Source organism: Pseudonocardia kujensis, assembly GCF_021283305.1.
Lineage (GTDB): Bacteria > Actinomycetota > Actinomycetes > Mycobacteriales > Pseudonocardiaceae > Pseudonocardia > Pseudonocardia kujensis.
The window spans coordinates 1-24,597 of record NZ_JAJSOK010000065.1 but is presented as its reverse complement, the minus strand read 5'-3'; the positions used below and the strand labels follow the sequence as shown (position 1 = coordinate 24,597).

Here is a 24,597-nt window from a genome sequence, read left to right as displayed (position 1 = left end):
CCGATCTTCGGTCCCGCAGACCGAATCGGAGCGGGTTCCGGTGCTTACCGATCGATGACGGCCGGGGGAGAGAGTGCCGCCGGCGCGCGCAGCGGGTCCGTCGCGAAGGCCGCCACCCCCTCGGCGAAGGCGACTCGAGCCCGGAAACCGAGCCGCTCACGGGCGAACGCCGGATCGGCGACGATGTGTCGTACGTCCCCGGGGCGCGCGCCCCCGACGACCTGTGGTTCCGGGCCTCCCATGGCCTTCGCCAGCTCCACGGCGAGATCCCCGACCGTGTGCGGCTCACCGGAACAGACGTTGGCGGCGGCGAACCCGACGACCGGTGCGCTCAGGGCGGCGAGATTGGCGGCGGCGACGTCGGTGACGTGGACGAAGTCGCGCCGCTGCCGCCCGTCCTCCAGCACCCGCGGGGCCTCGCCGCGCTCCAGCGCGGAGCGGAACACGGACGCCACGCCCGCGTACGGGGTGCCGAACGGCATCCGCGGCCCGTAGACGTTGTGGTAGCGGAGTGACCAGACCGCACCACCGGTCTGCCGCGCCCATGCCGCCGCCAGGTGCTCCTGCGCCAGCTTCGTCGCGGCATAGGTGCTCCGGGGGTCCGCCGGGGCGCTCTCCGGAACCAGGCCCGGCACGAGCGCGCGCCCGCAGGCCGGGCACCGTGGCTCGAAGTGGCCCGCCTCGAGATCGGCGACCGCGCGCGGAACGGGCCGGACGGTGCCGTGCTCGGCGCAGTCGTACCGGCCCTCGCCGTAGATCACCATCGAGCCCGCCAGCACCAGCCGGTCGACTCGCGCCCGGTGCATCTCGGCCAACAGCACCGCTGTGCCCAGGTCGTTGTGGGAGGCATACGCGGGTGCATCCGAGGGATCGACACCGTGGCCGACCATCGCCGCCTGGTGGCAGACCGCGTCCACCCGGGACAGCACGGACCGGAGCAGGTCGGCGTCGCGCAAGTCCCCTCGGACGAACCGGTGCACCGTGGTCCACGGCGGCACCTCCCTGCCGTGGGCCTGGGGCAGGAGGGCATCGAGCAGCACGACCTCATGGCCCTCGGCGGCCAGCAGGTCGGCGACGTGTGACCCGATGAACCCGGCGCCGCCGGTGACGAGAACCCGCACGATCCCCGACGGTAGTGCGGCGCTGCCGACCTGTGGACGTTCGTCCTCGCTCCGTAAGCAGCGTGGCCGAGCAACGCTCCGAAACCACACCGCGGCCCTTCGGCGTGGTCGCCCAGTGCGCCAGACCGGGCCCGGTCAGGAGCCGATGCGCCCCAACCCGACGATGTCGAGCGCGAACTCGGTGTACTCGCGGGCCACCTGCTCGGGGCCGATCGGCCCGTCGTCCTGATACCAGCGGGCAATGCTCACGCACATCTCTCGGATGGCGAACGACGCCAGGGCCGGGGAGTCGACGGCGAACCTGCCGGCCGCGACTCCGTCGCTGATGATCGCCCGCAGTGCGTGCTCGTGCTCGCGCCGCAGCGCCTGCATCTGCGAGCGGAACGGCTCCTCGAGGCTCGAGGTGTCCCGGTTGACGACGATCGCCTCGCGCCGGTGCGTGGCGTGCCGGCGGGCGTAGACCAGGACTGCGTGATAGAGCCGATCGACGGGCTCGATGCGTCCCTCGGTGGCTGCGTGGAAGTCGTCCAGCACCCCGCGGACGGTGTCGGCGACGATCGTCTGGAGCAGCTCCTGCTTGGAGCGCATGTGGTTGTACAGGCTCGGGGTGCGGACCTCGAGCGCCTCGGCGATCTGGCTCAGCGCGGTGCCGTGGTAGCCGCGCTCCGCGAACAGGGTCAGCGCGGTGTCCAGAACGGCGTGGCTGGTCACCGTGTCCCGGGTGCCGGCGCCGGTCACGGGCGGTACCTCACGATCCGGAGGGCGAACTCGGCGTACTCGTCGGCGACCTGTTCGGCGGTACGCGGGCCGTCCTCGCGGAACCAGCGGGCGATGCTCACGCTCATCTCCAGGATGGCGAACGACGCGAGGCCCGCATTGCCGACGGCGAAGGTCCCGCTCTCGATCCCACGGGCGATCACCGAGCGGATGGCCCGCTCGTGCTCGCGCCGTCGCTGCCGCATCGCCGTGAGGGCGGGTTCGGGCAGACTGGTGGTGTCCCTGTTGACGATCAGCGCCTCGCGTCGGTGCGTGGCATGGCGCAGGGCGTAGACCCGGGTCGCCTCGCGGAGCTGGACGACCGGGTCGTCGGTGCCCTTCACAGCGGCGTGGAAGTCGGCCAGCACATGGTCGAGGGTCTGCCTGACGATGGTCTCCAGCAGCTCCTGCTTGGAGCGCATGTGGTTGTAGAGGCTGGGCGTGCGGATCCCGAGGATCTCCGCGATCTGGCTCAGCGCCGTGCCGTGGTAGCCCCGCTGCGCGAACAACGTGAGCGCGGTATCGAGAACGGCCTCACTCGTCACCACGGCCCGGGCGTCCGGCCCGGTGCGGGTGTCCGTTGACGGCATGCAACAACCTTAGTCTCGGCGGCGCCACGAGCCGCCGCATCGTCCGACCCACTGACTAACGCTCGCTAGGGAGCGAGGACAACAGTAGCGACGCGCCTTCACGACGAGCAAGCCACCCAGGAGCGCACCCGGAGGGACGCCTCGACGCGGCGAAACTCCCATCGGCGCCGACCCAACCCTCGCTGAACAGGAACTCTGTCCCGAGGTCGAGCCAAGCTCCGAGGGCCGGCCGATCCGGAGACCTTGCCACAAGGCTCCCCCCTCGCTACGGTTCCTGCCGCAAGACTTATGAGCGTTAGCTAGTCACCTGTCCACTCCACTCTCGGAGGACCTCGATGACGAGATCGCAGGAAGTCGACTGGGCGGCCCTACGAGCGTCGGCTCCGTTCCAGGAACTGGTCGTCCGGCGGGGCCGCTTCGTCCGGGCGGCGAGCACGCTCCTGCTCGGATGGTTCGCGGTGTTCCTCGTCGTCATCGGCGCAGCTCCCGACTTCGCGGGCACGGTGGTGTTCGCGGGGCTCAGCATCGGGTTCCTGCTCGGCCTGAGCCAGTTCGTGCTGGCGTGGCTGCTGACCTGGCTCTACCTCCGCGCGGCCAACACCCGGTTCGCGCCGCTCGAGGACGAGGTGCGGGCCCTCGCCGGGGATGCGGTGGCCGAGGGACCGGAGGTGGCGCGGTGAACGCCACCCGCCTGATCGCCTTCGCGCTGCTGGTCGGCGTCACGCTCGCCGTGACCGTCTGGGCCTCCCGGCGCACCCGTTCGGCCACCGAGTTCTTCGCGGCCGGCCGGAGCATCTCCGGGCCCCAGAACGGCCTGGCCATCGCGGGTGACCTGATGTCGGCGGCGACGTTCCTCGGGTTCACCGGACTCATGTACCTGTCGGGCTTCGACGGCTGGATCATGCCCTCGGTCACCCTGGTCGCGTTCGTGCTGATCCTGTTGCTGTTCGCCGAGCGGATGCGCAACGCCGGCCGGTTCACCGTGGCCGACGTGCTGTCCTTTCGCCTGCGCGATCGCCCGGTCCGGGCGGCCACCGCGGCCTCGACCGTCCTGGTCGCGGTCATCTACCTCGTCGCGCAGCTCGTCGGGGCGGGCGTGCTGATCCGCGCGCTGACCGGGCTGTCCTTCGTTCCCGCGGTCATCCTCACCGGGCTGGCGATGCTCGCCTATGTGGTCTTCGGCGGGATGCTCGCCACGACCTGGGTGCAGATCATCAAGGCCGTGCTGCTGCTCGTCGCGGGCGCGGCCCTGACGATCGGCGTGCTGATGCGCACCGGGTTCGACCTCGGTGTGCTGTTCACGACCGCGGCCGCGAACAGCCCCGCCGGGGACGCCTTCCTCGCCCCGGGTGGCTCGGGTCGCTCGTTCCTGGACACCGTGTCCGTCGCCCTGGCCTTCGCCATCGGCACCGCCGCGCTGCCGCACATCCTGATCCGTTTCTTCACCGTCCCCGACGCCCGCCAGGCCCGCAGCTCGGCCGGCTGGGCGACCGGCCTGATCGGCGTCTTCTTCGTCATGACCGCCGTCATCGGGTTCGGCGCCCGCGCCCTGCTCCCGGCCGAGGCCGGCCCGGCGGTCGGTAAGAGCGGCAACCTCGCAGCGCCCCTGCTCGCGGAGTTCCTCGGCGGCGGACCGGGCACCTTCGGCGGCGATCTGTTCGTCGCGTTCGTCTCCGCGGTGGCGTTCGCAACCATCCTCGCCGTCGTCGCGGGACTGGTGCTCTCCGCCTCCGGCGCTGTCGCGCACGACCTGTGGGCCAACGTCGTCCGCCGCGGTTCGGACACCGGCGCAGAGACGACCGTCGCGCGCGTGGCCGCCGCGGGGATCGGGGTCGTCGCGATCGTGATCACGCTGCTGATGGGTCCGAACTTCAACGTGGCGTTCCTGGTCGGGCTGGCGTTGTCGGTGGCCGCCGGGGCCAACTTCCCCGCCCTGCTCCTGGCCCTGACCTGGCGGCGGTTCACCACGACCGGCGCCATCGCCGGGATCGTCGCCGGCCTCGTCACCTCGGTGGTGTGCATCGCGCTGGGCCCGTCGGTGTGGCCCGGCGGCCCCGGGGCAGCGCCCTATCCCGTCGAGTACCCGACCCTGCTCGCGATCCCGATCGGCTTCCTGGCCTGCTGGATCGGCACGGTGCTGTCCGCGGAGCGCGGCGCCGAGCGGTCGTTCGACGAGCTGCAGGTCCGCTCACAAACCGGGCTCGGCTCCGAGCCGACGTCTGCCGCCCACTAGTGCGCCCGGGTGGGCCCTGACCCGCCGGGTCCCCCTATCCCGACGACTCGAGGAGGAATGGTGCTGCGCACGGAGTACATCGCCACCGTGCCGGAACACATGGCGAACCACGCGGACGTGAGGCCCGACCGGATCGCCTACATCGACGACGAGCGCAGCCTCACCTTCGGCGGGCTCGCCGAGAACACCGCACGCATCGCCGGGCACCTCCAGCGCATGGGGATCCGTCGCGGTGACCGGGTGCTGCTCTACCTGGACAACAGGGTCGAGGTCGCCGAGTCCTACCTCGCTGTGCCCCGGGCGGGTGCGATCGCCGTGTGCGCCAACCCACAGGCCGCGCTCGCGGAGGTCGCCCACATCCTGGCCGACAGCGGCTCGCGCGTGGTGATCACCGACGCGGAGCGCCTGCCCACCGTGCGCCAGCTCGCCCGCGAGGCGGACCTGCTCGCGGTCGTCGTGGTCGGCGACGCGGAGGGGCTTCCCGGCCCGGTCGAGGAGATCGCCTACGCCGACCTGCTCGCCGCCATCGCCAGCGAGTCCCCCCGCGACTGTCTGGGCCTCGACGACCCGGCCTGGATGCTGTACACCTCCGGCACCACCGGCCGGCCGAAGGGTGTCTACCTCACCCAGCGCGGCTGCTTCTGGGTCGTCGCGGCCTGCTGGGCGCCCATCCTCGGGCTCGACTCCGACGACGTGGTGCTCAGCGCCCTGCCGCTGTTCCACTCCTACGCCCTCGTGCTCTGCGTGCTCGGGGTGTTCGCGGTCGGCGCGACGGCGCGGCTGCTCCCGCGCTTCTCGGTCACCGACACCGCCACGCGCTTCACGGGCGGACCGGAAGGCGACGTCACCGTCTTCCCCGGCGTCCCGACGATGTTCCACTACCTGCTCGACCGGGTCGGCGACCAGGGCTTCACCGCGCCCGCCCTGCGTGCCTGCGTCTCCGCCGGGGCGATCCTGCCGGCCGCGGTCAACGAGAAGTTCGAGGCCGCCTTCGGTATCCGCCTGCTCGACGGCTACGGCATCACCGAGACCTCGACGATGGTCACGATGAACTGGCCCAGCGGGACGCGGGTGATGGGGTCGTGCGGGCTGCCGCTGCCGGGCCTGTCGGTGCGGCTGGTCGACCCGCAGTCGGGCAAGGACGTCATGCCGGGGGAGGAGGGCGAGCTGTGGGTGCAGGGCCCGAACGTCACCCCCGGCTACCACAACCTGCCCGAAGCGACCGCCGCGGTGCTGGTGGACGGCTGGTATCGCACCGGTGACCTCGCGCGCCGCGACGTCAACGGCTACCTGCGGATCAGCGGGCGCACCAAGGAGCTGATCATCCGGGGCGGGGAGAACATCTACCCCGCCGAGATCGAGGACGCCCTGATCGCCTCCGAGGAGATCGACGACGCCGCCGTGGTCGGGATGCCCCACTCGCACCTCGGTGAGGTCCCGGTGGCCTTCGTCGTGCCCGCCCGGCCGGGGCGACTCGACCGCGAGGCCGTCCTGGCCGGCGTCCGCGCCCGGCTGTCGTCGTTCAAGGTGCCCGACCGGCTGATCGAGTGCGACGCCATCCCGCGCACCGGCTCCGGGAAGATCCTGCGTTTCCGGCTGCAGCAGCAGCTCGTCGAGGAGCCGTGCCGAACGGGCTCGACAGCCGTCCCCGCGCCCTCGTCGACCTCGTCGACGGCTGCGGGCGACTCGACGCCCGCCGGGTGACGATGGGCACCCCGTACTGGCGGCCGGCGGATCGCTGTCGTAGCGTACTAAAGAGCGTTAGTTAGTGAGGAGCGGGAAGCGATGGAGCTGACGAACACGTTCGGCGTGGCGGAGCCGGTCGACCGCGCCTGGGCCGTGATCACCGACCTCGAGCGGGTGGCCCCGTGCCTGCCCGGTGCAGTCCTGCTGGGGGTCGACGGCGAGGACTACAAGGGTGCGGTCAAGGTCAAGGTCGGCCCGGTCACCGCGCAGTACGAGGGAGTGGCCCGGTTCGCCCAGCGCGACGACGCCGAGCACCACGCCGTGCTGCGCGCCGAGGGCCGGGACGTGCGTGGCCAGGGCAATGCGGCGGCGACGATCGATCTGCAGCTCAATCCGCGGGGCACCGGCACCGAGGTCGTCGTCGTGACCGACCTCGAGTTGGCGGGCAGGGTCGCGCAGTTCGGGCGCGGGGTCATCGCCGACGTCAGCGGCAAACTGATCGGGCAGTTCGCCCAGCGTCTCGAGGAGGAGATGGGGCGTGAGACCGGCCAGGGATCGGCGGCGCCCCAAGGCGCTGTGTCCCAGGCGGCGGTACCGGTCACGGGGCAGGCGCCCGCCGCAGCACGGCCCCGGTCGGTCGACGACGTGGAGCCCCTGGACCTGATGGCGACCGGCGGCGGCGCCGTACTCGGCCTGCTGAAGCAGCAGGCGGTGCCACTCGGCGCGGGCCTGCTCGGGCTGCTGCTCGGCTGGCTGCTGGCGCGCGTGGGCAGGCGCTCGGCCGGGGGCGGCGGACCGATCGCCGGCGTCGGGCCCGCCGCGGCCGCCGGCGCGGCACCCCTGGTGCTCCAGCTGGTGTTGCCGCCCACCCGCAACACGACCGTGCACGACGTGGAGGGAGACCGATGAGCGATCCGACCGTGGAGCTGATCCACGAGCCGAAGCTGTACATCGACGGCCGCTGGACCCCGGGTCGCGGCGCTGACCTGGATGTCGAGAACCCGGCCACCGAGGAGGTCGTCGGCCGGATCACCCAGGCCTCGACGGAGGACGTCGAGGCGGCGGTCGCCGCGGCGAAGGCGGCGTTCCCGGCCTGGGCAGCGACCCCGGTGGCCGAACGGGCCGCAACACTGCGCCGGCTCGGCGCGGTCCTCGAGGAGCGGGCGGACGTTTTCGCGGACCTCATCAATCGCGAGCAGGGCTCGCCGCCCAAGGTGGCCCGGGCGCTGCACGTCGACACCCCGATCGCGGTGGTCGACGCGACGGTCGACGCGCTCGAGCGGTTCCCGTTCACCTCGGAGATCGGGAACTCCCTGATCCGCCGCGAGCCGGTCGGGGTCGTCGCAGCGATCACGCCGTGGAACCTGCCGCTGCACCAGGTCGTGGTGAAGGTCGTCCCGGCTCTGGCCGCCGGCACCACGGTGGTGCTCAAGCCTGCGGGCCTGACCCCACTGGCCGCGTTCGAGCTGGCCCGCGCCTTCGAGGCCGCCGGGCTGCCCGGCGGTGTGTTCAACCTCGTCCCGGGAAGCGGCCGCGTCGTGGGCGACCTGCTCACCCGGCACCCGGACGTCGACCAGGTCTCGTTCACCGGGTCAACGCCCGTGGGCCGCACCATCGCCGCCACGGCGGCGCAGACCCTCAAGCGGGTCACCCTGGAGCTCGGCGGAAAGTCCGCGAGCGTGGTGCTGTCCGGGGCCTCCGACGACCAGCTGGCGACCGCGGTCAAGGTCACCGTGGCGAACTGCTTCCTCAACGGCGGCCAGACCTGCACCGCCCTGTCCCGCCTCGTCGTGCCGGCCGACCGGCTCGCGCAGGTCGAGGAGCTCGCTGCGGCGGCCGCCGCGAAGTACGTGCCCGGCGCCCGGCTGGGCCCGCTCATCTCCGCCGAGCAGCGCAAGGAGGTCCGCTCGTTCCTGGCGCCGGGAGCCGGCGGCGCGCAGGCGGTGACCGTGACCTCGCAGGTCGAGCTGCCGGAGCGGGGCTACTACGTCGGCCCCACCGTGATCTCCCGCGTCGACCCGGACTCCCGCCTCGCGCAGGAGGAGGTGTTCGGCCCGGTGCTGGCGATCCTCGCGGCCGGCTCCGACGACGAGGCGGTCGTGATCGCCAACAACAGCATCTACGGCCTGGGCGGCGCCGTGTGGGGCCCCGACGAGGCGGCGCTCGAGGTGGCGGCGCGGCTGCAGACCGGGCAGGTCGACGTGAACGGCGGCCCGTTCAACCCGGGCGCCCCGTTCGGCGGCTACAAGCAGTCCGGCACCGGGCGGGAGATCGGCGAGTACGGCATCGCCGACGTCTGCGAGATCAAGGCGGTGCAGCGATGAGCGTGGAAACCCAGCGGAGCGTGGACACGGCGGCCGACTACCCCCACGCGGTCCGCGCCGCGGTGCTGCGCGAGGCCGGGGCGCCGATGTCGGTGGAGACGATCCGGCTCAAGGCCGTCGGCCCCAGGGACGTGCGGGTGCGCATCGACCGCACCGGCGTGTGCCACTCCGACCTGTCGCTGGCCACCGGCAAGCTGGCCCAGCCGCTGCCCGCGGTGCTGGGGCACGAGGCCTGCGGCACCGTCGTCGAGACCGGCCCCGAGGTCGGCGACCTGAACCCCGGGCAGCGGGTGATCCTGTTGTGGATCACCCCCTGCCGCGGCTGCTACCCGTGCACCCACGGCCAACCCCACCTGTGTGAGAACGGGTCGAGCCGCTCGACCGAGCCCTACGCGGTGACGGCCGACGGCGAGCCGGTCTACCCGGGCCTGACCGTCGGGTCCTTCGCCGAGGAGACGGTCGTGCCGCGCGGCGCGCTGGTCCCGGTGCCCGATGACATCGACACCGCCGACGCCGCGCTGCTCGGCTGCGCGGTCATGACCGGCGTCGGCGCGGTGACCCACACCGCGAAGGTCACCGAGGGCGCGTCCGTCCTCGTCGTCGGGCTGGGTGGCGTCGGGCTGTCGGTGCTGCAGGGCGCCCGGCTGGCCGGGGCCTCGACGATCATCGCGGTGGACCGCAACGTGGAGAAGTCCGAGCAGGCCACCGCTGCCGGGGCGACCCACTTCGTGCCCGCCGACGAGGCCACCAAGAAGGCCGTGCGGAGCCTGACCGGCGGCCGCGGTGCCGACTTCACCTTCGACTGCGTGGGCTCGTCGCGGACCATCCGCGACATCTGGGGCCTCACCCGGCGCGGCGGCACGGCCGTCGTCGTCGGCATCGGCGGCAAGGACGACACCGTCAGTTTCTCGGCGCTCGAGCTGTTCCACTTCGCCCGCACCCTCAAGGGCTGCGTCGCGGGATCGGTCGACGCCGAGGCGGACATGCCCCGCTTCTTCGACTGGGTCCGCTCCGGACAGCTCGACCTGCGCGGCCTGGTCACCGGGCACGGTCACCTCGCGGACGTCAACCACGCCCTCGACGAGCTGGCCGCCGGACGCGGGGTTCGCACCCTGCTCACTCCGGGGGCGGACACGTGAAGATCGGAGCGATCGAGATCCTCCCGGTGCTCGACGGCGTCGGGAAGGAACCCGCGGCCGAGGTCCTGACCCGCCCGGAGGTCCCCGACGCGTGGGCCTGCCACACCGACCTGCTCGACGAGCACGGGACCCTGCACCTCGACCTGGGCGGTTTCCTGGTCCGCACCGGGGACCGGGTCGTGCTCGTCGACGCCGGTGTCGGCACCATCGACAACGGCAAGTACGCGGGCGGACGGTTCCTGGAGTCGCTGCAGGGGCTCGGTGTGGCGCCGACCGACGTCACCGACGTGGTGTTCACCCACCTGCACTTCGACCACGTCGGCTGGGCGACGAAGAAGGGCGAGGTCGTCTTCCCGAACGCCACCTACCGCGTGCACGCGGCGGACTGGGCGCACTTCGTGGAGTCGCCGGACGCCGATCCGGGCGCAGTCCGGAAGCTCTCGCCGCTGGTGGAGCAGCTGGAGACCTTCGACGCCGACGGCGTCCTCGCTCCGGGGCTCAGCGCCCGGCACACCCCTGGCCACACCCCCGGCTCCACCGTGTACGTGGTGGCGGACGGTGGCGAGCGGGCGTTGCTGCTCGGCGACGTCGTGCACTCGGTGGTGGAGCTGCACGAGCGGGACTGGGAGGCGGTCTTCGACGTCGACCCGGTCGCCGCGAAGGCGGTGCGCAACGCCCTCGCCGACGAGGTCGCCGACTCGACCGACCTCGTCGTCGGCGCTCACTTCCCCGGCCTGCGGTTCGGTCGCGTGGTCACCGCCTTCGGCAACCGCAGCTTCCAGCAGATCGTCTAGGAGACAACACGTCATGGATCTTCAGCTTTCCGGAACGAACGTCCTGGTCACCGGCGCGGGACAGGGCCTGGGCCGGGCGCTCGGGCTCGGTTTCGCCCGCGAGGGTGCCAACGTCGCGTTCCACTACAACTCCTCGGCCGACGGCGCCGAGAAGGCCGCGGCCGAAGCCAGCGAGCTGGGCGTCAAGGCCATCGCGGTGGGCGGTGACCTGCGCGTCGCCGAGGCGGTCGCGGGCATCGTCGAGCGCACCGAGACCGAGCTCGGGCCGATCGAGGTGCTGGTCAACAACTCGGCGGTGACCAAGAAGCAGCGGTTCCTCGAGTCGACCCCCGAGGACTGGGCACCGCAGATCGACGTCACCGTCACCGGGACACTGCAGCTGACCCACGCCGTGGCCACGCGCATGGCCGAGCGCAGGTCCGGGTCGATCGTGAACCTCATGGGCGACTCGGGCCGGGTCGGGGAGTCCGGGCTGTTGGTCACCGCCACCGCCCGCTCCACCACCGTCGGGCTCACCCGCTCGCTGGCCAAGGAGCTGGCACGGTTCGGCATCCGCGCCAACGCCGTGTCCCTCGCGCTGGTCCGCACCGACAACTTCGACGCGCACGCCGGCACACCCGAGGCCGAGCAGATGAAGAAGATCCTCGCCCAGTACCCCCTGCGCCGGGTCGGCCACCCGGACGACATCACCCCGATGGTGCTGCTGCTCGCCTCGCCGCTGTCGTCCTGGACCACCGGGCAGGTCGTCTCGGTCAACGGCGGCTACGCGATGCCCTGACAAGTCCGGGTCGGCCACACTGCAGCAAGGAGGACAGATGAGCGTGGACAGGGCGGACGGCCCCGCGGCCGCGCCGCGGGCGACGGCGCCGGCCCCGGCGAGCGCGGCGGAAGACGAGTCCGGCTCGCTCGGCCGCAACGTCCGGCGCAAGGAGGACCGGCGGCTGGTCACCGGGCACGGCCGCTTCGTCACCGACCTCGAGCTGCCGCGCATGCGGCACGTGGCGTTCCTGCGCAGCCCCTACGGCCACGCCCGGATCACCGGCGTGGACGCCACCGCGGCCCGCGACGCGGGACACCGGGTGTTCACCGGCCGGGACTTCGCGCACGTCGTGCTGCGAGCCCAGTCGGCGCTGCCCTCCTACATCGAGACCGACCAGCCGATCCTCGCCCACGAGAAGGTCTGCTTCTCCGGAGAGCCGGTGGCCGCCGTCGTCGCGAAGGACCGCTACCGCGCCGAGGACGGACTGGAGCTCGTCGCCGTCGACTACGAGGCCCTGCCGCCGACGGTCTGCGCCTGGCAGGAGCCGCGGGAGCCGGTGCACCCGGAGGCGCCGGACAACGTGCTCCTGCAGCGCACCTTCGACGCCGGCTCGGTGACCGACGCCTTCGCCGCCGCCGACCTCGTCGTGGAGCGGGAGCTCGTCACGAACCGGCATGCCGGCAATCCCATGGAATGCCGCGCAGGGGTCGCGCTGTGGGACGCCGCCGACGGCAAGCTGACGTTCTGGAACGGCACCCAGGTGCCGCACATCGTGCGGAACATGATCGCCGAGCTGATGGGGCTCTCCGAGGGCAAGGTCCGGGTCGTCGCGCCCGACGTCGGCGGCGGGTTCGGGGTCAAGGCCGTGCTCTACCCCGAGGACGTCGCGCTGTGCCTGATGGCGCGGGAGATGCCGGGGATCCCGCTGAAGTGGGTGGAGGACCGCGCCGAGCACCTGCTCGCGGCCGCCCACGCCCGCGACCACCGCTACCTGATCAAGGCCGGCTTCGCCGCGGACGGCAGGCTGCTGGCCCTCGAGGCCGACGTCACGTGCAACGTCGGCGCCTACTCCGTCTACCCCTGGACGGCGGGCATCGAGCCGCTCATGGCCGGCGGGCTGCTGTCGGGCCCGTACAAGCTCGACAACTACCGGTGCACCGTGCGCGGCGTCGCCACCAACACCGCCCCGGCCGGCCCGTACCGCGGCGTCGCCCGCCCGGCCAGCGTGTTCGCCATGGAGACGATGTTCGACGACGCCGCCGCGCGACTCGGCATCGACGCGATCGAGATCCGGCGCCGCAACGTCATCACCCCCGAGGACATCCCCTACAAGATGCCCTCCCGGCTGGTCGACGACTCCGGCCACTACGGCGAGTGCCTCGACAAGGCCCTCGACGCCCTCGACCACCCCGCGTTCCGCGCCGAGCAGCAACGCCGCCGCGAGGCCGGGGAGAACCCCATCGGGATCGGCGTGGCGCTCTACAACGAGCTCACCGGCCTCGGTCGCGCCGCGAGCGCCGGACCGCGGATGCCGTTCCGCACCGGTCACGACGCCTGCACGGTCCGGGTCAACCCGGACGGGCGCGTCACGGTGATCTCCGGGGTGACCTCGCAGGGTCAGGGCCTGGAGACCACGATGGCGCAGATCGTCGCGGACGCCATCGGCGTGCGCTACGACGACGTCGACGTCCGCATCGGGGACACCGACGAAGCCCTGTGGGGCTTCGGCGCGTTCTCCTCGCGGCAGGCCGTCATCGGCGGCGGGGCGGCGCACAACACCGCGGTCGCGGTGAAGGAGAAGCTGGTCAAGCTGGCCGCCGAGCTCATCGAGGCGGCCGAGGCCGACGTGCGCGTCGTCGATGGCGAGGTCTACGTCGTCGGCGACCCGAAGGCACAGATCTCGGTCGCCGAGGTCGCCCGGGTCGCCTACCTCGAGTCCAACCGGCTGCCCGACGGCATCGACCCCGGGCTGGACGCCACCACCTTCTTCGACCCCATCCGCGGCGCCTTCGCCGCCGGCGCCCAGGCCGCGGCAGTGGAGGTCGACCGCACCACCGGCGAGCTGCGCATCCTGAAATACGTCTGCGTCGAGGACGCCGGCAGGGCCATGCACCCGCAGATCGTCGACGGCCAGATCGCGGGCTCCGTCGCACAGGGCCTCGGCGGGGCGCTGTTCGAGCACCTCGTCTACGACGACGCCGGCAACCTGTCCACCGGGACGCTGCTGGACTACCTGATGCCGACCAGCGCCGAGGTGCCCGACATGGTCATCGGCCACGTCTCGCACCCGGCCGCGAACCCCCTGGGGGTCCGCGGCGTGGGGGAGGGCGGCACGCTCGGCCCCAACGCCGTCCTCGCCGGCGCGCTGCGCGACGCCCTCGGCATCGAGGTGAACGCCCTGCCGATCAGCCCGGCGAGCGTGTGGAAGGAGCTGCACCCGTGATCGAGCTGACCTGGCACGACCGCGTCGCGGTCGTCACCCTCGACCGCCCGGAGAAGCACAACGCGCTCACCGTCGATCTCTGCCACCGCATCCGCACCACGCTCGACGACGCCCGCGAGGCCCGCGCGATCCTGGTGACCGGCAACGGGAGCAGCTTCTGCTCCGGCGCCGACCTCGACGAGGTCTACACCCCGGACTTCCGCGACGCGCTCTACTCGATGCTCCACGCCGTCACCGACGCCCCGGTGCCCGTGGTCGCGGCCGTCAACGGCGCGGCCATCGGGGCGGGCACCCAGCTGGCGATCGCCGCCGACTTCCGGGTCGTCGCCCCGAAGGCCCGGTTCGCCGTGCCCACGGCGCGAATCGGGCTGGCCGTGGACCCGTGGACGATCCGGCGACTCGCGCTGCTGGCGGGGAACGGCACGGCGCGCCGGCTGCTGCTGGCCTGCGACCAGGTCGACGCCCAGGGTGCGCTGACCTGCGGCCTCGCCGACCTGCCCGGCACCGCCGACGAGGCCCTGGCCTGGGCGAAGGCGATGACGGAGCTCGCCCCGCTCACGCAGGCCTACTCCAAACGCGTCCTGAACGAGGTCTTCGAACCCGAGCTCGACGAGCCGTTGGGCAAGGAGCTGCACGAGGCGTTCGAAGGCTGCTGGGCCAGCGAGGACTTCGCCGAGGGCCGCCGCTCCCGCGCCGAGAAGCGCCCGCCCGTCTTCCGAGGGAGGTGAGCGCATGAAATGCGCTCCGTTCGACTATGTCCGCGCCGGCAGCGTCGAGGAGGTCGTCAAGGTCCTCGGCGAGGCCGACGGCGACGGCAAGATCCTCGCGGGCGGGCAGAGCCTGGTGCCGGTCCTCGCCCTGCGGATGGCCCGGCCGAGCGTGCTCGTCGACGTCAACCGGATCCCCGGCCTCGCCCGGATCCGCCCGGTGGACGGGGCGGTCGAGGTCGGTGCCCTCACCCGGCACAGCCGGCTCGTGGAGCAGACACACCATCCGCTGCTCGCCGAGGCCGCACGCTGGATCGGGCACACCGCGATCCGCAGCCGTGGCACCACCGGCGGGAGCATCGCCCACGCCGACCCCTCCGCGGAACTACCGGTCGTGGCTGCGGGCGTCGACGCCACGGTCACGATCGCCGGGCCCTCCGGAGAGCGGACCGTCGCTGCGGAGGAGCTGTTCCTCGGTGCCCTCCTGACTTCGCTGGACGACGGCGACATGATCGTGCGGGTCCGGTTCCCGCTGCCCACACGGTGGGGCTTCGCGGAGTTCGCCCGACGCCACGGCGACTTCGCGCTGGTCACCGCGGTGGTCGCCGAGATCGCCGGGAGTCTGCGGATCACCCTGGGCGGCGTCGCGGCCGTTCCGCAACGGGCCCGTGCCGCCGAGCAGATCGTGGCCGACGGCGGCTCGGCGAAGGACGCCGCTCGGGCCACAGCGGACGAGATCGACCCGACTGCCGACCTGCACGGCTCGGCCCCGTTCCGCCGCGCGATCGCGGGAGAGATGGTGCGCCGTGCGCTCGCCCAGGTCGGCATCGAGTAGGAGAGCGACGATGAACATCAGCCTCAGCGTGAACGGGGAGCGGACGCAGATCGACGTCGAGCCCCGTCGCACCCTGGCCGACGCCCTGCGCGAGGACTGCGGCCTCACCGGCACGCACCTCGGCTGCGAACACGGGGTGTGCGGCGCCTGCACCGTCCTCGTCGACGGGGAGCCGGCCCGCGCCTGCCTCATGTTCGCGGTGCAGGCCGACGGGTCCTCCGTGACGACGGTCGAGGGCCTGGAGGGCACGGACGGCGAGCTCCACCCGCTGCAGGAGGCATTCGTCGCCCACCACGGCTTGCAGTGCGGCTTCTGCACACCCGGCATGTTGATCAGCGCCCTGCACCTGCTCGACACGGAGCCCGACGCCGACCGCGACAAGATCCGCGAGGAGCTGTCGGGGAACATCTGCCGTTGCACCGGATACCAGGGCATCGTCGACGCGGTGCAGGCGGCGCAGGGTGCGCTCGCCGAGCCGGTGACCACGCCGGAGGCGAGCGACGAGTGAACGACCGGCGCCCAGGAGCTCGAGGAGCGGCTCGCCGAAGCCAGCCCGGATCTGCTCCGGTCGATGATCAAGTAGTTGACCGAGGCGTTGATCGCCGCCGAGGCCGCCACCGTCTGCGGGCCGGCTACCGCACCCGCAGCGAGGGTGAGTGAACTCGCGCAACGGCTACCGCTATCGATACCCCGGCAGATTCTCCTCCCTCGGGCGGCCCGGTAGGACCATGACATCTCAGTAGACGAAACGATGTACGGCGTCCGGGCGGAGGACGACCCGGACCTGGTCGGTGGCCAGGATCTCGGCGAGGTCGTGGGCGCGGGTCGGGTCGTCGAGGTCCCAGTAGCGGGCGGCGAGGCGGGAGGACAGGTCGTGCGCGCCGTCGGTCTCCACGGTTGTGCGACCGGCGACGGACACCCAGCGCTCGCGCTCACCCACCGGGGCGGCAACGACGATCGAGGCGCGGGGGTCGCGGCGCAGCCGCCGCACCTTGACCGAGTCCGGTGCCGTGAAGAACTGGATCGTCGCGTCCGCGGTGACCTCGAACCAGATCGGCCGGGGCTGCGGGGGGTGCGGTCCCCCGGCAAGGGTCAGGAACCCGTGCAGGGGGCGGGCGAGGAACTCGAGGTCCTCGGTGGTCAGGATGCTGGCGGTGGCGTTCATGATGGCCCTTTCGAGTGGTGAGGGGATCGGGTCGGCAGCGTTCGGGACCGCCGCGGTTATCGCTGCCACGCGCCGGCCGCGGCCCGCAGGACGTCGTCCTCGAAGGTCCGGGGCCGCGTCCGAGGAGGGTGGCGTCGTCGGCCGTCCCGGCGAGCAGGCCGCGTTCCCTCAGGACGAACATCGTGGAGACGTGTCCGGCGAACGTCAGGGTGCGCGGGGCGGGTGAGCTCGCAGATCCGTCCGGCGTGCCGGCTAGAGGGCGGAATCCCGTCCGGCGGGCTCGGACCGGTCGAACGTGGTGGGGCTGGATCGGGAGGCGGCGCGCACCGGTGTGCCGAGCAGTCGCAACCGGCCGGCGACACGTCGGCCGGTCTTGCCGGTGGCGCCGAGGACCAGCGTGATGGTCATGCCGTTGATTCTCGCGACGCCGCCCGGACGATTCCATGGCCGAGAAGCCAGATCGCCTGTGCGTTCGTCTAGCCTGGTGGAGGTGGACGCTTTCGGTGACCTCTTCCGTGGGGTACGCGCTCAGGGGTCGCTGTTCGGCAACTCGACGCTGACCGCGCCCTGGTCGTTGCTCTTCGTCGACGGCGCCCCGCTCACGCTGTGCACCGTGCTCGAGGGAGCGGGGTGGATCATCCCGGAGGTAGAGCACGACGGAGCTGCGCCTGCGCGCCACCCACCCGAGCACCTCGCGCCCGGCGAGACGCTGATCGTGCGGGGCCCCGCGCAGTTCGCCTTCGTCGACGAGGTCGGGACCGAGGCCGAGCCGATCAGGTGCGGCGAGTTCTGCGCGACACCCGAACAGGGGGGAACGCGGCACCGGCTCGGTTGGCACGACAGCGGCCCCGACGTCCCGTCCGACGCGACGACCCTGGTCGTCGGGGCCTACCCGTTGCGGGGCGAGATCGGCCGGCGGCTCCTCGAGGCCCTGCCCGACGTGCTGCGGGTCGCTCCCGGCGGTACGGCCGACGCCGTGCGGGACCTCCTGGCGGCCGAGGTCGCCGTCGATGCGCCGGGTCAACAGGTCGTCCTCGACCGCCTGCTGGACTGGATGCTCGTCTGCGCGCTGCGGGAGTGGTTCGACCGGCCCGACGGCGACCCGCCGGCCTGGTACGCCGCGCACCGGGACCCGGTGGTCGGCCACGCCCTGCGGCTGCTGCACGCCGAACCGGCGGCGCCGTGGACGGTCTCCTCGCTCGCGGAGCGTACGGGGGTCTCGCGTGCCACACTGGCGAAACGGTTCTCCGACCTGGTCGGAGAGCCGCCCCTGACCTACCTCACCCGTTGGCGCATGACCCTGGCGGCGGACATGTTGGCCGAGCGTGAGGCGGCGACGATCGCCGAGATTGCCCGCGAGGTCGGCTACTCCGACGCCTTCGGGTTCAGCGCCGCGTTCAAACGCATCCGCGGCCTGAACCCCAGCCAGTTCCGGCGTACCGCTCCAGGCGTCCTCCCCGGGCGGGACCGGACGCCGTCAGGGAGCTGACGGCGTCCGTCGTTCCCGCTGCCACCCGCGCCCTGGCCGGGCACGGAACGTCTGCCCCTCGCCGTCGCGTCGGTCAGCTGAAGCCGGCCACCGACCGCCGCGGCCCAGCGGCCGGCCGCAGGCGCTGAAGAGTGCTACGGGTGCGGGGACCCGTCGCGACCTGTCCCCGCACCCGTGTAGGTCCACCACCAACAACACCGAGCGGCCACGCGCCCCAGCCGGTCCCTCGGACCGCGTTCTCCCGGCAACCGCGCTTTCCCGCCGACGGCAGAGCCGCGGTCACCGCAGAGCTCCCGGGGGAGGAGATCAGGCCTCGACGGCCTGTTGGTCGGAGCCGGTGGAGATGGCGATGCTGCGGGGCTTGGCCTTCTCGGCCACCGGGATCCGCAGCGTCAGCACGCCGTCGTGGTAGTCGGCCTGGATGTGGTCGGTGTCGAGGCCCTCGCCGAGGAACACCTGCCGGGAGAACACGCCCAGCGGCCGCTCGCTGATCTGCATCTGCACCTCGTCGGCGGTGGTGGGCCGGCGCTCGGCCTTGACGGTGAGCACGTTGCGTTCCACGGTCAGCTCGACGGCCTCCGCAGCCACACCGGGCAGATCGAACTCGACGACATAGGTGTCGCGGTGCCGGTAGGCGTCCATCGGGAGCGGCGCCGGACGCGACCACGTCCCGGAGGCGGCGCCGAAGGCCTGACGGGCCAACCGGTCCAGCTCACCGAACGGATCGACACGCATCAGCATCGCAGGTGCACTCCTTCCCTCGACCCCAGGCCGGTGCGATACCCACCAGACCTGATCGTCACTGACGATGCTCACAACATACACTCACCACTGCAATATTCCGCAACTATCGATCACAGTTTCTGCGTGCTGCGGTGTGGCGCACAGTAGGTGGAGCTGTGGTCAGAGCAGTGATCAACAAGGGGTGATCGGATCGGCGGCCTGCACGATGCCGCGGGACGGACAGTGACGTCCTGGCAGGTCTAGGAACTTCAGGAGACACTTGACAGAATCTCTAGTCGGTGGTAGAGGTAATACGCGAGAAGCGGTACATGACCTGGTGTCGAAGTTGACATTGCCGGGGAGTGAATCGACGATGCGGAACACGAGCCACGCGTTGGTGACCAGCGAGTTCGTCGAGCTGGTCTGCGCGAACCAGGCCTGGGTGCGCGCCGAGTTCGACGCGATCATCGCCGCGAACTTCGGGAGTTCCTCGGGCCTCTCTGTGGGCTCACTCTCTCGGCGTTCCCGCCAGCCCCGAGCTGGCTCCGGGCCCTCCCGGCCGCGTCGCGGCCAGGGCCGAGCTCGTGTCTCGGACGCCGGTGGCTCCCGGTCGGCGCAGGTCCTTCCGGCGCTGCGGGGTGGCAGTCGGCAGCGTTCCCCTCCGATGCCCAGCCCTGTTCTGGTGACCAGGAGAGCCGGCAGCACGGAAGGCAGGTGATACGACGTAGATCCGTCGGAAACCCCGTACCGTCCGGAGGGCGTTCTCGGCGCGGGACATCCACGTCTCATTCGCGCCCACGGACTCCTGCCACTGCAGGTCGGACAGGGGTCGGGGCCCTGCGTCTCGTGACGCATCGCCGGTAGCCCCGCCGTGAGAACGTTCCTCCGAAGCAGAAGGAGCTCGATCCCGAGAGCCAAGCTCTGCAGCGCATCGGGAACGCATCGAGCCTCGACCTGACACTGCTCGGCGAATGCCGGTTCCGGCCCCGCCGCCGCAGGTGCGGCGGGGCCGGAACCGCGAAATGGTCAGGATCGCTCGCGGCGTGTCAGGAAGGGTTGGGAAGAACCCCGAGCTGGTGTTCGAACCCCCCGGACACGACTCGGACACGACCGAGCCGCCTCCGGCCAACGGTCCGCCGGAGGCAGCTGATGGGAACCACGCAGAAGGAGGCGCGTGTGATGCTGATGAGGACCGACCCGTTCCGGGATCTCGACAGACTGACCCAGCAGTTGTTCGGGGCCAACGGCACCGCGACCCGGCCGACGATGATGCCGATGGACGCCTACCGCTCCGGCGACGAGTACGTGGTGCAGTTCGACCTGCCGGGTGTGGCCCCGGACTCGATCGACCTGGACGTGGAGCGCAACGTGCTCACGGTCAAGGCCGAACGCACCCCGAACTACGACGAGGGCGCCGAGGTGCAGGTGTCCGAACGGCCCCGCGGGGTGTTCTCCCGCCAGCTGTTCCTGGGCGAGACACTCGACCCGGACAACATCACCGCACACTACGACGCCGGCGTGCTGACGCTACGGGTGCCGATCGTCGAGCAGGCCAAACCCCGCAAGATCTCCATCGGCGGCGGGAGCGCGGCCAAGCAGATCAACCCTTGAGAAAGTCCGATCGCGCCCGCCGCCTGCTTGACCCGGGCGGTCCCGACCGCCCGGGTCAAGCCGCGGCCGGACATGTCAGACCCGTCGAGCAGCAGGAACATGACGATTCTGCGCGCACCGGCTGGCAGCTGACTCGACTGACCGGCGAGCTGACCCGGTCTGGCCGCGCTGCTGGCCGAACAACCGCCAGCCACCTGTACCCGGTTCGCCGCTCGCCATCACCGTGCAACGTCGGCCAGCCGCTGTGGTCCTGCACCTCGCCGGTGAGGTCGACGACCACACCGGCCGGCAGCTCGCCGCTGCGGTCGAGACCGGTCTCGCCGAGGACACGGAATCATCGACAGCAGCGCCTGAGCTAGCGATTCGCCCCGGGCTCTGCCTGCTTCGTCGCAGGGGTCAGGCTGTGCAGGTCAGCCGCCGGAGGCGTCGGGGTGAGGGGCGGCGCTACCGACGGTGTCTGGTCGAGACCCGGCGTCGTCGTCGCCCCAGCTCCCGTCGGGTCGTCGGCTACCCCGGAACCACCGCCATCGTCACCAGGGCGGGAAAGGGTGACGGTGGTGCGGTCGACGCCGGGGGCGGTCTCTCGAACCGTCGGAGTGAGCGCTGCTGACGGGGCCGTCCTGGCCGGTGAACGCGCGGATCCACGGTCGGAACCCGTGCCCGGCCGGTCGGGAGTAGCGGGCGCGCCGCCACCTGCCACGGTCCCGATCGAAGTGCCGGAGTTGCCGCCGCTCAGCGATCCACCGTGCACCAGCTCCACACCGGTGACCGCCAGCATGGCGAGTACGAACCCGCCCACGGCGGCCACGAGCGCGGTTCGGAGTCCGGCGCGACGGCCGGTGTGACCGGTACGGCCGCTGTCCCAGTATTTGTCGTGGTAGCCGGGCCTGTGTCCGCGGATAGTGGTCAGTCGGGTCCGTACCGTCTTTCCGGCCTGCTCGAGCCACCGCTGGTACAGCGCGGCCGCGACCGTACTGATCGCTGAGCCCACTGCGGCTCCCATCACGGTGCCCTCGGCCCCGAACGTCGAACCGATCACGGCACTGGTCGCCGCAGCGCCCGCGCCGGCCAGCAGCTTGCCCGGGCTCAACTCGGCCACGACGGGCCTGCGGGAGGGCCGGCCTGGTGGCGGCGCTACCCCCTGGCGGTTCGCCGGGTGTTGCTGCGGCGGGGCGAGCTGCGTTCCTGCCCGGGGATGCGAGAGCGGCGGCACCCGCGGTGCTTCCTGCGCTCGCCCCGCCGAGGATGGCACCGACTGCTGGCCGTGCTGGTCGGCGCTTCCCCGGAGGCAGGGCGTTCTCCGGTTCTGTCGCGTGATGTCGGACGCGTAGCGCGCTGTAGCGCTGGGAGACCCGCAGCGGCCTGTGGCGCTGTGGCTCGGGTGATGCCGGATCTGACCACGGCGGGCGCACTGCGCTGCCGTGGAGGACGTCGCGGGTCGTTGACCCACTGTGAGCCGTCGGTCGTGCATTCCTGTCTCGCTGTGCGGTTGGTCCGGTCTGGGCACAATGCGCAGCCTGAGTGCGAACCGTCGTCAAGTGCTCGTCAAGACAGACGTAGATCCGCAAGCGGCTGATGTGCAGCAGCGTCATGGTCGACGGGCGGGCATCGGGTTACACACACCACTACGCGGTACGGCCGCCGGTGCCCGCGGACGTCAGGGCAACCTCCTCGATCGCCGCTGCCGTCAACGGATGCAGAACGGGAAGCCGGCGCGAATCAGGCCGGCGACGGGCTGTCGGCCGTCAGGGGTGCGTCCCAGCGCGCTCATGCGCGTTCTCCCGGGTGGACACCCGTCGACCGCGACGACAACATCACAGGAGGTCATCGGTCCACGGTGAGCGCTCGGCCACCGTCGGCAGCCCCGAGGTGACCGAGCTCATGCTGCAGGGCGTTGATCTCGTCGCGAGCCTGGTCGAGCTCGTGCTGAGTGCGCTGTAGCTGATCCGTCCGCTCACGCAGGTCGGAGCGGGCCGTGTCACGTTCACGCACGACCTGGCGCTGGACTTCGGTCGCGCGATCGCGCTCGGCAGCAGCGTGGTCGCGCTCGACGATGGCGTGGTCCCGGTCGCGGCGAGCCTGATCCCGCGCGTCATCGGCGCGGCGGCGAGCCGCGTCACTCGTGGCGACCTGCTTCTCCAGCTCGACGATCGTCCGCGCCGAGCTGATGCTGTGCCCGGCGTCAAGCAGCTCCCGGATCCGCTGCGCCTGAGCAAGCTGGCGACGGGAGTAGCGGCGATGGCCGCCACCGGTGCGGTGCGGCTGGAGGACCCCGGCCGTGTCGAGGCTGCGCAGAAAGGCGGGCTGGACCCCCAGTAGCTCGGCTGCCTGTCCCATCGACACCGACGGAAAGTCCTCGTCATCGAGACGTTCAAGTCCCGCCATCTCCACCTCCCGTACACGCCCACCCCCATCAGGAGGACCCGTAAACCTCTTCAGACGCCTGAAGAAAGCATACACTGACCAACGAACTTTTCCGTGATGACCTGCGGCGTTGCCTCCCGGTCGAGGCCGTAGCGCTGCGACGGCCACCTCGTGATCGACGCAGTGGCAGGACCTGCCGACCAGCCTGGTGGAACGCGGGTCGCCGAAATGACCTGGTCTGCAGGGGCATGAGCGTGCTCGGCATCTGCGCGCGGCCCTGACGGGCTCGACGAGAAGGCGGCATGGCGCTGCGGGTGGCGGTCGTCCGGTCGACCTGATCATCGACGCACCTGTGGAAGGCTCGTCGGGCCGGTCTCCACCGCGCAACGAGTGACCACTGATCAAAGACAAGGCTGCTGATCTGCCCGCGTGGTGGACGGATGGCGAGAGCGCCCGAGCTGCAGTCGGTCTGCAGCCAGGCCAGATGTTCCGAAACCCTGCTGAAGCGACGTCCTGGCCGAACAGCACGACGAATGGGCCGAAGGACGGCGCTCCCTCGCCCTCACGAGGACGCGACGTCGGTCCGCGAGCACGCCAGGGCGCGCTACAGCCACCCTGGCAGTGCCGGCAGATCTGCACCATGGCGCCCGGTGAGCCAGGCCGCCGCGGTGGCCAGGGGCAGGTCGAGCCGGGTCGGCGGTGGGTCGTCGCCGAACTCGTGGCGGGTCCGGGGAGTCGTGAGGGTGAACGCCGGGCCCGGCCGGTCCGCCCGCCAGGCGGCGACGTCGGCGACGAGTGCGGTCAGGAAGCCCTCGGAGAGGTCGTCGAACGTGGTCCCCGTCCCGAGGTCGACGGCGTGGATGCAGGTCTCGCGGGCGCGCATCCAGGTGGTCTCGGTTGCCTGGACGACCCGTCCCTGCGCGGTGACCACCTCGTGCCCCCAGGCCTCCTCGGGGAGGTCGTCCATGGCCCGGGCCAGGGTGGTGGCCGAGTCACGCAGCCACTGGCGCAGGTCCGGGCGCGTGGCACCGGCGGTGATGTCGGCCGCGCGTTGGTCGGGCGAGGCGTACATGCGGGATTCGACGCCGGTGCGGGCCCAGTCCAGCAGGCGCCCGATGGCCTCCGCGTTCGAGGCCACGTGCGCCAGCAGGTGCCGGCGGTTCCAGCCGGTGAGGCCGCAGGGGGCGTCGAGCTCGGCGTCGCTGAGCCCGTCGACGCCGTCGAGCAGCAGCCGGAATCCGGCGTCCGCCCAGCCGCGGGTCTCGGCGGGCGGGGTCACGTCGGGATCGCCGCGCCGGCGCGGACCGCGTTGCGCTGGGAGCCGAGCAGCTGGATCTCCGTGCCGAGGAGGGCGCCGTCCCGCAGGTAGCGGGGTGGCTTGCGGGCGTGCCCGACACCGCCGGGGGTGCCGGTGGCGACCACGTCGCCGGGGTTCAGCGTGATGATCGTGGAGAGGTAGGCCACGAGCGCGACGGGGTCGAAGACCAGGTCGCCCGTGTTCGCGGACTGGACGGTGTCGTCGTCGACCGTGCACCGGATGTCCAGCGCGGGCCGGGTCCCGCCCGGCAGCTCGTCGGGGGTGACGAGCTCGGGCCCGAACGGGGTGGTCGCCTCGAAGGTCTTGCCCTGCAACCACTGTGTGGTGCGGTACTGCCAGTCGCGCATGGTGACGTCGTTGAGCACCGCGAAGCCCGCGATCGCGGCCTCGGCCTCGGCCTCGGTCGCCCGCCGCACGGGGGCGCCGACCACGACGGCCAGCTCGGCCTCCCAGTCGACCGCGCCCGCCGCGTCGTCCAGACGAATCGGGTCGGCCGGCCCGATCAGGGCCTCGGGGAACTTGGCGAACAGGGTGGGGTG

General features: G+C 71.9%; 24 protein-coding genes. 14 read left to right on the top strand and 10 right to left on the bottom strand.

What is annotated here, in order from left to right; genetic code table 11:
* Positions 1 to 44 precede the first annotated feature (44 nt).
* From LWC35_RS31110 to LWC35_RS31100, 3 genes are all read right to left on the bottom strand, one after another.
* The gene (locus tag LWC35_RS31110) at positions 45 to 1,121 is read right to left on the bottom strand and encodes an NAD-dependent epimerase/dehydratase family protein (protein WP_232873857.1); all 1,077 of its coding nucleotides are present in this window, start codon (positions 1,119 to 1,121) and stop codon (positions 45 to 47) included.
* Between the two features lie 135 nt (positions 1,122 to 1,256).
* Positions 1,257 to 1,859 (bottom strand): TetR/AcrR family transcriptional regulator, encoded by a 603-nt coding sequence (locus tag LWC35_RS31105; protein ID WP_232873856.1) that lies wholly within the window; start codon positions 1,857 to 1,859, stop codon positions 1,257 to 1,259.
* Positions 1,856 to 2,467, bottom strand: coding sequence for a TetR-type transcription factor C-terminal domain-containing protein (locus tag LWC35_RS31100; RefSeq protein WP_232873855.1), 612 nt, complete (start codon positions 2,465 to 2,467; stop codon positions 1,856 to 1,858). The genes LWC35_RS31105 and LWC35_RS31100 overlap by 4 nt, the downstream gene beginning before the upstream one ends.
* A gap of 335 nt (positions 2,468 to 2,802) precedes the next feature.
* Here LWC35_RS31100 and LWC35_RS31095 point away from each other — a divergent pair, with 335 nt between their 5' ends.
* From LWC35_RS31095 to LWC35_RS31040, 12 genes are all read left to right on the top strand, one after another.
* The gene (locus tag LWC35_RS31095) at positions 2,803 to 3,147 is read left to right on the top strand and encodes a DUF485 domain-containing protein (protein ID WP_232873854.1); all 345 of its coding nucleotides are present in this window, start codon (positions 2,803 to 2,805) and stop codon (positions 3,145 to 3,147) included.
* Complete coding sequence (locus tag LWC35_RS31090; protein ID WP_232873853.1) at positions 3,144 to 4,700, top strand: solute symporter family protein; 1,557 nt, start codon at positions 3,144 to 3,146, stop codon at positions 4,698 to 4,700. The genes LWC35_RS31095 and LWC35_RS31090 overlap by 4 nt, the downstream gene beginning before the upstream one ends.
* A gap of 57 nt (positions 4,701 to 4,757) precedes the next feature.
* Complete coding sequence (locus LWC35_RS31085; RefSeq protein WP_232873852.1) at positions 4,758 to 6,404, top strand: class I adenylate-forming enzyme family protein; 1,647 nt, start codon at positions 4,758 to 4,760, stop codon at positions 6,402 to 6,404.
* A gap of 81 nt (positions 6,405 to 6,485) precedes the next feature.
* Positions 6,486 to 7,295 (top strand): SRPBCC family protein, encoded by an 810-nt coding sequence (locus LWC35_RS31080; RefSeq protein ID WP_232873851.1) that lies wholly within the window; start codon positions 6,486 to 6,488, stop codon positions 7,293 to 7,295.
* Positions 7,292 to 8,710, top strand: coding sequence for an aldehyde dehydrogenase family protein (locus tag LWC35_RS31075; protein ID WP_232873850.1), 1,419 nt, complete (start codon positions 7,292 to 7,294; stop codon positions 8,708 to 8,710). The genes LWC35_RS31080 and LWC35_RS31075 overlap by 4 nt, the downstream gene beginning before the upstream one ends.
* Positions 8,707 to 9,849: a zinc-binding dehydrogenase gene (locus LWC35_RS31070; RefSeq protein WP_232873849.1), complete on the top strand. Its 1,143-nt coding sequence runs from the start codon at positions 8,707 to 8,709 to the stop codon at positions 9,847 to 9,849. Before LWC35_RS31075 ends, LWC35_RS31070 begins: the two co-directional genes overlap by 4 nt.
* Entirely contained in the window at positions 9,846 to 10,643 is a 798-nt protein-coding gene (locus LWC35_RS31065; protein WP_232873848.1) for an MBL fold metallo-hydrolase, read from the top strand. The genes LWC35_RS31070 and LWC35_RS31065 overlap by 4 nt, the downstream gene beginning before the upstream one ends.
* A gap of 13 nt (positions 10,644 to 10,656) precedes the next feature.
* Entirely contained in the window at positions 10,657 to 11,421 is a 765-nt protein-coding gene (locus LWC35_RS31060) for an SDR family NAD(P)-dependent oxidoreductase (protein ID WP_232873847.1), read from the top strand.
* A 37-nt stretch (positions 11,422 to 11,458) separates the two neighbouring features.
* Positions 11,459 to 13,846, top strand: coding sequence for a xanthine dehydrogenase family protein molybdopterin-binding subunit (locus LWC35_RS31055; protein WP_232873846.1), 2,388 nt, complete (start codon positions 11,459 to 11,461; stop codon positions 13,844 to 13,846).
* Positions 13,843 to 14,574 carry an enoyl-CoA hydratase gene (locus tag LWC35_RS31050; protein ID WP_232873845.1) on the top strand — a complete coding sequence of 244 codons (732 nt, stop codon included), beginning with the start codon at positions 13,843 to 13,845 and terminating at the stop codon, positions 14,572 to 14,574. Before LWC35_RS31055 ends, LWC35_RS31050 begins: the two co-directional genes overlap by 4 nt.
* Before the next feature lie 4 nt (positions 14,575 to 14,578).
* Positions 14,579 to 15,388 carry an FAD binding domain-containing protein gene (locus tag LWC35_RS31045; RefSeq protein ID WP_232873844.1) on the top strand — a complete coding sequence of 270 codons (810 nt, stop codon included), beginning with the start codon at positions 14,579 to 14,581 and terminating at the stop codon, positions 15,386 to 15,388.
* Positions 15,389 to 15,398: 10 nt separating this feature from the next.
* Positions 15,399 to 15,896: a (2Fe-2S)-binding protein gene (locus tag LWC35_RS31040; protein WP_232873843.1), complete on the top strand. Its 498-nt coding sequence runs from the start codon at positions 15,399 to 15,401 to the stop codon at positions 15,894 to 15,896.
* Positions 15,897 to 16,124: 228 nt separating this feature from the next.
* Here the strand turns inward: LWC35_RS31040 and LWC35_RS31035 are convergent, their stop codons facing one another.
* Together LWC35_RS31035 and LWC35_RS31030 are read right to left on the bottom strand one after the other, a co-directional pair.
* Positions 16,125 to 16,553 carry a pyridoxamine 5'-phosphate oxidase family protein gene (locus LWC35_RS31035; protein WP_232873842.1) on the bottom strand — a complete coding sequence of 143 codons (429 nt, stop codon included), beginning with the start codon at positions 16,551 to 16,553 and terminating at the stop codon, positions 16,125 to 16,127.
* Between the two features lie 252 nt (positions 16,554 to 16,805).
* Positions 16,806 to 16,961, bottom strand: coding sequence for a hypothetical protein (locus LWC35_RS31030; protein WP_372463133.1), 156 nt, complete (start codon positions 16,959 to 16,961; stop codon positions 16,806 to 16,808).
* An 82-nt stretch (positions 16,962 to 17,043) separates the two neighbouring features.
* Between LWC35_RS31030 and LWC35_RS31025 the strand changes: the two genes are divergently transcribed.
* Complete coding sequence (locus LWC35_RS31025) at positions 17,044 to 18,042, top strand: AraC family transcriptional regulator (protein WP_232873841.1); 999 nt, start codon at positions 17,044 to 17,046, stop codon at positions 18,040 to 18,042.
* A gap of 306 nt (positions 18,043 to 18,348) precedes the next feature.
* On the opposite strand, the gene LWC35_RS31020 is transcribed toward LWC35_RS31025, so the two are convergent.
* The gene (locus LWC35_RS31020; protein WP_232873840.1) at positions 18,349 to 18,783 is read right to left on the bottom strand and encodes an Hsp20/alpha crystallin family protein; all 435 of its coding nucleotides are present in this window, start codon (positions 18,781 to 18,783) and stop codon (positions 18,349 to 18,351) included.
* Positions 18,784 to 19,944: 1,161 nt separating this feature from the next.
* Between LWC35_RS31020 and LWC35_RS31015 the strand changes: the two genes are divergently transcribed.
* Positions 19,945 to 20,376: an Hsp20/alpha crystallin family protein gene (locus LWC35_RS31015; protein ID WP_232873877.1), complete on the top strand. Its 432-nt coding sequence runs from the start codon at positions 19,945 to 19,947 to the stop codon at positions 20,374 to 20,376.
* A gap of 355 nt (positions 20,377 to 20,731) precedes the next feature.
* On the opposite strand, the gene LWC35_RS31010 is transcribed toward LWC35_RS31015, so the two are convergent.
* The 4 genes from LWC35_RS31010 to LWC35_RS30995 all read right to left on the bottom strand — a co-directional run.
* Positions 20,732 to 21,475: a hypothetical protein gene (locus LWC35_RS31010; protein ID WP_232873839.1), complete on the bottom strand. Its 744-nt coding sequence runs from the start codon at positions 21,473 to 21,475 to the stop codon at positions 20,732 to 20,734.
* A 725-nt stretch (positions 21,476 to 22,200) separates the two neighbouring features.
* Positions 22,201 to 22,761 carry a helix-turn-helix domain-containing protein gene (locus tag LWC35_RS40570; protein WP_308194705.1) on the bottom strand — a complete coding sequence of 187 codons (561 nt, stop codon included), beginning with the start codon at positions 22,759 to 22,761 and terminating at the stop codon, positions 22,201 to 22,203.
* A 583-nt stretch (positions 22,762 to 23,344) separates the two neighbouring features.
* Positions 23,345 to 24,019 carry a maleylpyruvate isomerase family mycothiol-dependent enzyme gene (locus LWC35_RS31000; protein WP_232873838.1) on the bottom strand — a complete coding sequence of 225 codons (675 nt, stop codon included), beginning with the start codon at positions 24,017 to 24,019 and terminating at the stop codon, positions 23,345 to 23,347.
* A partial coding sequence (locus LWC35_RS30995; protein WP_232873837.1) for a fumarylacetoacetate hydrolase family protein occupies positions 24,016 to 24,597 on the bottom strand: 582 nt, incomplete at its 5' end. The genes LWC35_RS30995 and LWC35_RS31000, both read right to left, overlap by 4 nt.

What these genes read in the sequence shown, in the direction of transcription:
- LWC35_RS31100 (WP_232873855.1), bottom strand. Translation starts at nt 2,467, where the DNA reads ATGCCGTCAACGGACACCCGCACCGGGCCGGACGCCCGGGCCGTGGTG.
- LWC35_RS31095 (WP_232873854.1), top strand. Translation starts at nt 2,803, where the DNA reads ATGACGAGATCGCAGGAAGTCGACTGGGCGGCCCTACGAGCGTCGGCT.
- LWC35_RS31085 (WP_232873852.1), top strand. Translation starts at nt 4,758, where the DNA reads ATGGTGCTGCGCACGGAGTACATCGCCACCGTGCCGGAACACATGGCG.
- LWC35_RS31080 (WP_232873851.1), top strand. Translation starts at nt 6,486, where the DNA reads ATGGAGCTGACGAACACGTTCGGCGTGGCGGAGCCGGTCGACCGCGCC.
- LWC35_RS31075 (WP_232873850.1), top strand. Translation starts at nt 7,292, where the DNA reads ATGAGCGATCCGACCGTGGAGCTGATCCACGAGCCGAAGCTGTACATC.
- LWC35_RS31070 (WP_232873849.1), top strand. Translation starts at nt 8,707, where the DNA reads ATGAGCGTGGAAACCCAGCGGAGCGTGGACACGGCGGCCGACTACCCC.
- LWC35_RS31060 (WP_232873847.1), top strand. Translation starts at nt 10,657, where the DNA reads ATGGATCTTCAGCTTTCCGGAACGAACGTCCTGGTCACCGGCGCGGGA.
- LWC35_RS31055 (WP_232873846.1), top strand. Translation starts at nt 11,459, where the DNA reads ATGAGCGTGGACAGGGCGGACGGCCCCGCGGCCGCGCCGCGGGCGACG.
- LWC35_RS31045 (WP_232873844.1), top strand. Translation starts at nt 14,579, where the DNA reads ATGAAATGCGCTCCGTTCGACTATGTCCGCGCCGGCAGCGTCGAGGAG.
- LWC35_RS31040 (WP_232873843.1), top strand. Translation starts at nt 15,399, where the DNA reads ATGAACATCAGCCTCAGCGTGAACGGGGAGCGGACGCAGATCGACGTC.
- LWC35_RS31035 (WP_232873842.1), bottom strand. Translation starts at nt 16,553, where the DNA reads ATGAACGCCACCGCCAGCATCCTGACCACCGAGGACCTCGAGTTCCTC.
- LWC35_RS31030 (WP_372463133.1), bottom strand. Translation starts at nt 16,961, where the DNA reads ATGACCATCACGCTGGTCCTCGGCGCCACCGGCAAGACCGGCCGACGT.
- LWC35_RS31020 (WP_232873840.1), bottom strand. Translation starts at nt 18,783, where the DNA reads ATGCTGATGCGTGTCGATCCGTTCGGTGAGCTGGACCGGTTGGCCCGT.
- LWC35_RS31015 (WP_232873877.1), top strand. Translation starts at nt 19,945, where the DNA reads ATGCTGATGAGGACCGACCCGTTCCGGGATCTCGACAGACTGACCCAG.
- LWC35_RS40570 (WP_308194705.1), bottom strand. Translation starts at nt 22,761, where the DNA reads ATGGCGGGACTTGAACGTCTCGATGACGAGGACTTTCCGTCGGTGTCG.